This is a genomic window from Butyrivibrio sp. INlla16 (assembly GCF_900104155.1).
Taxonomy (GTDB): Bacteria; Bacillota; Clostridia; order Lachnospirales; family Lachnospiraceae; genus Butyrivibrio.
Map to the genome: position 1 here is coordinate 1 of NZ_FMYB01000091.1, position 7,958 is coordinate 7,958.

5 protein-coding genes are annotated in these 7,958 nt (G+C 44.9%); all 5 read left to right on the forward strand.

What is annotated here, in order from left to right:
- Window positions 1-354: 354 nt before the first annotated feature.
- Genes BLR42_RS21270 through BLR42_RS21290 form a run of 5 tightly spaced genes read left to right on the forward strand, consistent with a single transcriptional unit; the run spans window position 355 to window position 7,523 of the window.
- Window positions 355-1,668 (forward strand): hypothetical protein, encoded by a 1,314-nt coding sequence (locus tag BLR42_RS21270; RefSeq protein WP_091873563.1) that lies wholly within the window; start codon window positions 355-357, stop codon window positions 1,666-1,668.
- Complete coding sequence (locus BLR42_RS21275; protein WP_091873565.1) at window positions 1,655-3,526, forward strand: adaptor complexes medium subunit family protein; 1,872 nt, start codon at window positions 1,655-1,657, stop codon at window positions 3,524-3,526. The genes BLR42_RS21270 and BLR42_RS21275 overlap by 14 nt, the downstream gene beginning before the upstream one ends.
- Window positions 3,504-5,054, forward strand: coding sequence for a site-specific integrase (locus tag BLR42_RS21280; RefSeq protein ID WP_091873568.1), 1,551 nt, complete (start codon window positions 3,504-3,506; stop codon window positions 5,052-5,054). The genes BLR42_RS21275 and BLR42_RS21280 overlap by 23 nt, the downstream gene beginning before the upstream one ends.
- Window positions 5,054-5,803, forward strand: coding sequence for a hypothetical protein (locus tag BLR42_RS21285; protein ID WP_091873570.1), 750 nt, complete (start codon window positions 5,054-5,056; stop codon window positions 5,801-5,803). The genes BLR42_RS21280 and BLR42_RS21285 overlap by 1 nt, the downstream gene beginning before the upstream one ends.
- Window positions 5,793-7,523: a zinc-ribbon domain-containing protein gene (locus BLR42_RS21290; RefSeq protein ID WP_091873573.1), complete on the forward strand. Its 1,731-nt coding sequence runs from the start codon at window positions 5,793-5,795 to the stop codon at window positions 7,521-7,523. Before BLR42_RS21285 ends, BLR42_RS21290 begins: the two co-directional genes overlap by 11 nt.
- Window positions 7,524-7,958 lie beyond the last annotated feature (435 nt).

Genomic DNA, 7,958 nt, shown 5'->3' on the forward strand with positions numbered 1-7,958 from the left:
TTCTGCGGGAGAGAAAAAAGAATCCTGCAAAGAAACGTAACAACAAACAACAACTTTAAACAAAGGAAGGGGGATGATTGTGCGGGAGAATGTAATAAAAAAAGAAAGGAATTACATACAAGTAAATTGCGCACAATCGAATTTTTGCAAAAATTTCTGAACAAATCATCATAAATCTGTGAACGCTGATTATATCTGGCGTTATCGAGTTTTGTCCCACATTTTCAAAGTGAACATAATAAAGAATGAACAAATGGAGTATTGTTCAAAACCATTATAGCAGGTTTTGTTCATACTTTAGTCGGGTATACTCTTTTTTGCGCCCTAAATGGGTAGCAGAAAGGAGAATCACAGATGGGTGATTTAGTAGAGATTTACCCTCCGGAGAAACAGCTGAGGTATGCTGTGTATTCAGTCCGGAACGTAACACCTGATGGACTGTTGTTTAACAGATCCTTCATAGTTCTGAAGAATGGGTATGGCGTGATCGTCAGATTCACTAGACTTCATGAGTACTCAGGTGCTTACGACAAGCGTACCACCATTCCGCTGGAATCAAATCCAGAGGGGAAAATGTATTTCATTGTGATGATGCTGAACTATGTTCTGGTTGATCACGGTGATGAGTTTGGAGTCAGACATGTTTTTGATATTACCAAAGATATGCTGGCTTCTTTTTTTAACGACTATGGACTTGAGCCTATGTCTGATGGCAGTCACAGATGTGCTGAGAGGGTCGAGAGATGTATCTCGGTAGTGACAGCGTTCATGGCCAGCCTTGCTTCAAACAGGAAATATGCAGGGTATATGAAGATCAAAAAGAAGGATCTTTATGAGGAAAAGCTGATCTATACAAAGGGCGGCAAGCCTGTGAAAAAGCTGATTCCTGACTTTAAGGCTACGGTCATAAATGATGAAAAGGTTATATTCAGGGACATTCCGACCAAGGCAGTGGAGATACTGATACCTATGGCATTCAGGTATGCACCGGATATAGCCTTTGCGTTGTGCTTACAGGCATTTGCAGGACTAAGAGCCAGTGAAGCGATGAATGTCAGACAGGAAGGCAGCCCATATGGACCTGGGATTACTTTCACCGAAATCGGCGGACAGGTCACTGAAGCTGCAATCGATTTAAGGAGAGAACTGGCACTTAGGAGTGATGGTGCTGAAGTAGGACTTATAAAAAGAACCCGCATACAGAGAGTATATCCGGAGTTCATAGCAACTTTCTGCGAAGCATACAGGCTTCATAAGCAGTATCTTGCAGGAGCTTCATTCGAAGAGGATTATGCTCCGATGTTTGTAAACAGGGATGGTATGGCTATGTCCTATGAAAGCTACAGACAGAAATTCAAGGATCTTGTAAATAACCATCTACGACCGGAACTCATAAAGAGCAGTGATCCTGAACTTAGGATTTACGGACAGCTGCTTTATGAGAATGACCTCAGTACCCATTGCCTCAGACACTGGTTTACAGTACAGCTTGTTCTTAGAAATAAGGAAATTGGCGACATCCAGTTCTGGAGAGGGGACAAGAATCCTGAGTCTGCATTTACTTACATGCAGAACAAAGGTGAGCTGACCAAGGCTTTAAAGCATACTAATGAGACTCTTACAGAGATTCTGATCATGTTAGGGGGCGAGCTGTATGGCAAGCTATGACATGACGGGATTTATGGAAATGGTCAGAGACAGGGCAAAAGAACTTGATTCTGAATACCGTGATAAACCACGCGATACTGATGAACTTTATGAATTTCTTGAGGGTAATGATTGGTTCGGAACACTTACGGAAGGCAATGATGGTTGTTCCACAGTCACTATGAATGAAGAGCTGGAAAAGAGGCTTGATATATGGCTTCTTTCATACAGGAAGAGTGATACCCAGAAGAGAGAAATTCTGCTTGGACTATTGGAAGAACGTTATCCGAGGACAGCGTCCAGGTTCAGAAAATATGTTGCCGGAAAAAAGACAGACAGGTCGCAGTGGATAGTGCTAGATGTACTGTTGGCGTCCATGACCAAGGAACTAGATGAATACAGTGATGATGAGATAAAGGAGCTGATTACAGATTCTTATGAAGAACTGCAGCTTATCAACATGAAGTTTTTTGCAGGATTCCTGAACTATGAAGCTGACGGGGAGGCGTTTTCCCCATGGAAGTATTCATTCAAGAGCCATCAGATAGTGAAGCCGGATAACACTGCGTATGGGATAGAAGGTTTTGCACTCATGGCTTATATCGTCCTGAATGAGGAATCGTGGGCAGATAACAAGCTGGTGGAAAAGGCTCTTGAAAATGAAAGATGGGCAGAACTTTGGCTGTTTACAGCGCTTCATTTCATTTGCGCGCTCAGGACTACTGACATGCTCAGACTCCCGGTTCCGTCTCTGCCATACAGCGGAGAAGAGATACGCAGGAGGATATCTGAAGGCACTTTTACTGTATCAGATGGAAAGAAAATAGCATTTGAAGTCCAGTACAGATGCCGCATGAGGTCTTCTGTCCCAAATAAGACAAAAAAGCATGGGCTTGTTCCGGAAATCAAATTCTTTATACCGGAAAGCCTTATGGAGCCGCTGGGGTTCATCATGGCTATAGCACTTTCATTTCATGAGGATGGAGAACCGTTTGTCAGGACGGACTTTACTATCAGGAACATTATCAGTTTCTTTGGGGACGACTTTGCAGATGCCCTCGGGTTCAGAAATTTCAGATCCAGGCGGGCAAATAAGGCTTATCTTCAGGGGATTGAGGCTGTGGCAGATGCCGATGATGAAAGCAGGGCAAAGGGATATATGCTGGCCGCACTTGCAAGAAGCCATAAAGGCGGAATTGGGACACTGCCAGAGATTACGGATGTATACCTCAGGGATGCATATTTCACCGGGTACAGCCCGGAGTTTATCCTGATGGAAATGTTTGAAAGGGGAGTCTTTGGATTTGTCCCGTCGATGCTGCTTGAAATGTATAAAGGCAGGGAATATAAGGTGCTGGGCGTATCAGATCAGACAAAGCTGATAAGAGAAGTTGGGCTTGATGCATGGCAGATAGAGGCTGTTGCGGAAAGCGTTGCTGTATCATACGCAAGAGCCGGGGACATAGTTGAGAGCACACTTGCTGAAGCAGGAGGGAAAGAAAACGCGCTACCACAGACACTTCACAGGATAGCATCAGCTGCGGCACCATCAAAGCAGGATGAATGCATGTGTTTAAGAACAGCGGCAGGACTTAACTGTATCTGTCCCGGAAGGGACTGCTGTCTTGGATGCGGCTTCGAGATATATACGAAGTCAGCGCTTGAACTGCTGGTGAGGGAGTATTCAAGGCTCCGTGTGACTGCATGTTCTGAAGATGCAGATGCAGGTAGAGCCAGGGGGATACTGAAGCACTATGTCATACCATCAATAATGCAGATCCTTTCAAGTATGGAGATGCTTTATCCTGATGCCGAGATGGAGGTTTTGAAAGAAGTTGTTGAAAGGGGGATGCGCAATGGAACTGATGACAGGAGCTGAAATGTTCGACGGCTTCGAGAGAAGGCTACCGATAAAAAAGCTTGATGATGCTACAAAAAGTACTGCCATGGAGCGGTTTGGAACTTATGAGAAGAAGGGTGTTATCAAAGGCTGCAGCTTTGAAGATGATGTATGGATGCTTACGGATGAACTCAGGCTTGTCCAGTTTGATTTCAGGTTTTCACATACGGCATATGAGAAAAATGCCCGCGAATGGGTGGGATGCACGGCTTCATGCTTTGGAGACTATATGAAGTCATATGTGCTCCTGCAGCTTGGAACAATAGGGCTTTTAAGGCTCCAGCAGATAATCGGGGAAATAAAGAAAGCTACTGTCTGTGACTCGGAGAATGTGGGGGCAGAAATGGATGATAAAGAGACCCAGCATCTTGCTAGGTTCCTGTCGCTGATACCTGACAGCAACGAGCTTCGGGACTCTGTCATAGAAGAGCTGGAAGCAAGGACTGTGAAGCTTGGAAACACCAAGGCAAGAGACCTTTCAGGCTTCAAGAATTATCTGGAGTTTGACAGAAGGATGAAGGATTTCTGGAAGATTGCCGACGAGGATGACAAGATGTTCTATTTCCCTGTCTTTTTCTGGTGGAACCTTACAAACATATTGCCGCTTAGAGCCACGGAATTCCTGATGACTCCTTATGACTGCATTACAGAAGAGAATGGGAAGACATTTATCCGCATCAGGCGTACCACAAGCAAGAAAGGGACCAGAAGGCGTGGGTACAAGGTCAGGGAGGATTTTGAAATCTTCACGTATGAAATTCCCGGATGGATGTATGCGGAAATAGAGGATTACAGGAAGAGGACAGAAATCGTATCACGTCCGCTTCTGGATACGCTGCTGGTATCAATGGGACCAACACCAAGAGGTTATTTCACATATGGACAGATGAAACTGAGGCTCAGCAGATTCTGCAGGGACATCATGGGTGATGAGGAGTATCCGATAAATCTTGGCGATACAAGGCACCTGGCCATGATAAACCTGATACTTTCAGGAGGCTCTCCTGTTATCTGCAGGGAGCTTGCAGGACATGAGGATATCAATATCAGCTCAAATTATTATGCGAATATTTCAGGCGTTGTTGAGAGCATTGTCTATGAAAAGTTTCATGGACATACTAACAGATCGGGACTTACCGGTGACAGAAAGTATTATCTGAGCCTTCCGGAAGACAGACTGAGAGTGAATGATGGCTGGTGTACAAGCAAAAGGATGCTCGCAGGCGATGTGGGTGACTGCGTGGGCTGCTATCATCCCGGAGGCAGCCTAGGCGAATGCAGACAGTGCAGATACTTTTATGCTGACAGAAAAGGCCTTCAGATAAAGCTGCAGAAAGAAGCAAAAGAAGCCGTAAATGCAGATGGTATCTATCTTATGCAGATGATAGAACTTGTGAGAAAAAGCCTGGGATATAAAGAGGACATTGACTCTGCGATACTCAGGCTTCGTGGAAGTGCAGACCATTATGGAAGTCTGCTGTCAAGAAAGTACAGGGAGGAACGCTGATGGGGAGACCAAAGAAAAACAGTTCACAGGATCTTGTAATGATTGTGGATGAATTTTATGAAACAGAAGGATACGGAGATCCCAGACGGCTTAAGTTCAGTAACCTGGAGGCATTCGCAAAAGGCAAGGGAATGACGGCCAAGGCTTATGATTTCAAACGGGATGAAAGCGTAAGAAAAAGGATAGAAGAACTGTCGGAGATGGCTGAGCTTGTTAACGAAAGTGAGCAGACTCTTGGCTATAGGAATCTTGATATAGAGGGATTTCTTAAGAAATGCAGGACAACGGATGACATCATAAAATACCTTACTGAAGTGGATGAATACTGGAGGAGCACATATGACTATACCCAGTCGCTTATCAGCAGGGATCAGCGTTTTATGAAGGAAAAGACTTCTCTTGAGAGAAAGATAGCTGCTCTAGAGAAGGATGGTGAACAGGCAAGGTCAGACATGAAGAGCACGGTTTCAGAAATGAATTCTCTTAAGAAAGAAAATATGTATCTGAGAAAAATGCTCAGGACATACCTGTATCCGAACCTTGCAAATGAGATCCTGCGTCAGAATACCAAAGGCAAAGTTCCTGTACCTGAGGATAATGCAGTAAATGAAGATGCTTTCGGAAAGCTTATAGACGGAGCAATCCCTTCGGCATTTGACGGAGTTCAGGGCATGGTCAAAAAGAAGCTTGGCTGGAAGGAACAGCTGGAGGCAGACCTGGAAAGGGGGATAATGGCTGATGGCAAATAAACTGATACCGGGAGTTAATGACCTGGAAACCCTTTATCCTGAGGTTGCATCCCAGTGGGACCATGAAAAGAATGGTAACCTTAAGCCGTCCATGTTATTGCCTGGTTCTGGTAAGAGAGTGTGGTGGAAATGCATCTGTGGGAATGAATGGAACACAGCGGTCTATCACAGAACCGCCGGGCATAAGTGCGGAGTATGTGCAAGCCGGGAGGCCATGACTCATAAGGGCATAAATGATCTGGCAACTGTTAAGCCTGAACTGGCAGCACAGTTTGATAAGGAGAAGAATTCGCCATTTACTGCATCTGATTTCACGCTGTATTCACAGGCTAAGGTATGGTGGACATGCCACGAAGGTCATTCATGGAAAACAACTGTAAGCCACAGGGCTTCGGGAGAAAAATGCCCATATTGCGCAGGCAATAAGATACTGCCTGGCTACAACGATATTGTCACATTGAGATATGCCTTTGTTGACGAATGGGATTATGAAAAGAATGGGGATATCCTTCCAGAGGAAGTCGGACCAGGAACAGTGAGAAAGGTCTGGTGGAAATGCAAAAAGGAAGGACATAGCTGGGAAGCGGCAGTCTATAGCAGGACTGCTGGGAGTAACTGCCCATATTGTGCTCAGAATGTAGTGGTGATTGGAGTGAATGACCTTGAAACAACACATGCGGAGATACTGCATGAATGGGACATCGAGAAGAATGAAGGTCTGAAGCCCCATATGGTCGCAAGGACTGCTGCTAAACCAGTATGGTGGAAGTGCCCCAAAGGCCATAGCTATGATGCCAGTCCCGGATTCAGAGATAGAGGATATGGGTGTCCATATTGTGCGGACCGCAGGGTGCTGAAAGGGTTTAATGACTTTGAAAGCAGGCATCCGGAGCTCATGGATAGCTGGGATAGGGAGAAGAACCATATAAGCCCCGACAGCATAACCAGCGGATGCTCCAGTGAGAAGGTATGGTGGAAAGACAGGCTGGGGCACTCGTGGCAGGCGACGCCTGCAAACAGGGTCAACGGAACCGACTGCCCATACTGCGCTGGAAGACAGATTCTTAAAGGGTTCAATGACCTTCAGTCTGTATACCCTAAAGTGGCTGCGGAATGGAATCATGAAAAGAATAAAGGGCTCAAACCAGACATGGTTGTATATGGCAGTCAAAGGAAAGTTTGGTGGAGATGCGGACGCGGGCATGAATGGAGAGCACTCGTCAATGACAGGGCTGTTGATGGAACCGGTTGTCCGTATTGTCATAACAAGAAAGTGCTGCCGGGTTTCAACGATTTCGCATCATGGCATTCTGAACTTGCAGATGAGTGGCACAAAACCAGAAATGGCAGCAAAAAGCCTTCTGACTATGTTTATGGATCCCATAAATATGCATGGTGGACATGCCCGCTTGGGCATGATTATCAGAGAACGATAGCAGACAGGCATGATGGATACGGATGTCCGTATTGTTCAAATGTTAAGGTTCTTGCTGGGTTCAATGATCTTGCAACGAAAACGCCATGGCTTGCTAAGGAGTGGGATCCGGAAAGAAATCGCAGACGCACTCCACAGGAAGTGTTTCCGAGTAGCAACTTAAAAGTCTGGTGGAGATGTGAGGGAGGTCATCACTGGAGGGCATCGATATCAGGCAGACAGAGCGGTTCCAGGTGTCCATATTGTTATGGACTTGTTCCGCGAAAGGCACATTATATAACTTGATCAATTAAATATAGTAGCTTTTAAAAGCCGCTTTTCATTATTAACAACAATGAAGGCGGCTTTTTCTATTGGAGGGAGGATTTATTGGGGAATTCTATTAGAGCGCCTACATGATGGCGCTTTTTACAACTGAATATTGGCTGCGAATCCAAAGGAACTTCAACTAAAAATTCATTTTACGAAAGGAGATTCCAAAATTTTCGCACTAAAAAGAGCTAAGAATATAGGACGAATAATAGCTATTATTTCGGACAAAATTCGAGGCTCTTTTTTCTTTGGAAACGCAGGATAAATCTATTTTGAACAAAAAAACACAAGTCGAAAATTTTGGAAACAGCTACGTAACCAACTCTCGGAGGACGAAACCTCCCAATCCCTCTTAAACATTGAAAATACAGGCTTTATTGAGTTTTGTCGCTGATGTAAAAAAGAGAC

Excerpts from the sequence above, each read along its gene's own strand:
- BLR42_RS21270 (WP_091873563.1), top strand. The coding sequence starts at position 355 with ATGGGTGATTTAGTAGAGATTTACCCTCCGGAGAAACAGCTGAGGTAT.
- BLR42_RS21275 (WP_091873565.1), top strand. The coding sequence starts at position 1,655 with ATGGCAAGCTATGACATGACGGGATTTATGGAAATGGTCAGAGACAGG.
- BLR42_RS21280 (WP_091873568.1), top strand. The coding sequence starts at position 3,504 with ATGGAACTGATGACAGGAGCTGAAATGTTCGACGGCTTCGAGAGAAGG.
- BLR42_RS21285 (WP_091873570.1), top strand. The coding sequence starts at position 5,054 with ATGGGGAGACCAAAGAAAAACAGTTCACAGGATCTTGTAATGATTGTG.
- BLR42_RS21290 (WP_091873573.1), top strand. The coding sequence starts at position 5,793 with ATGGCAAATAAACTGATACCGGGAGTTAATGACCTGGAAACCCTTTAT.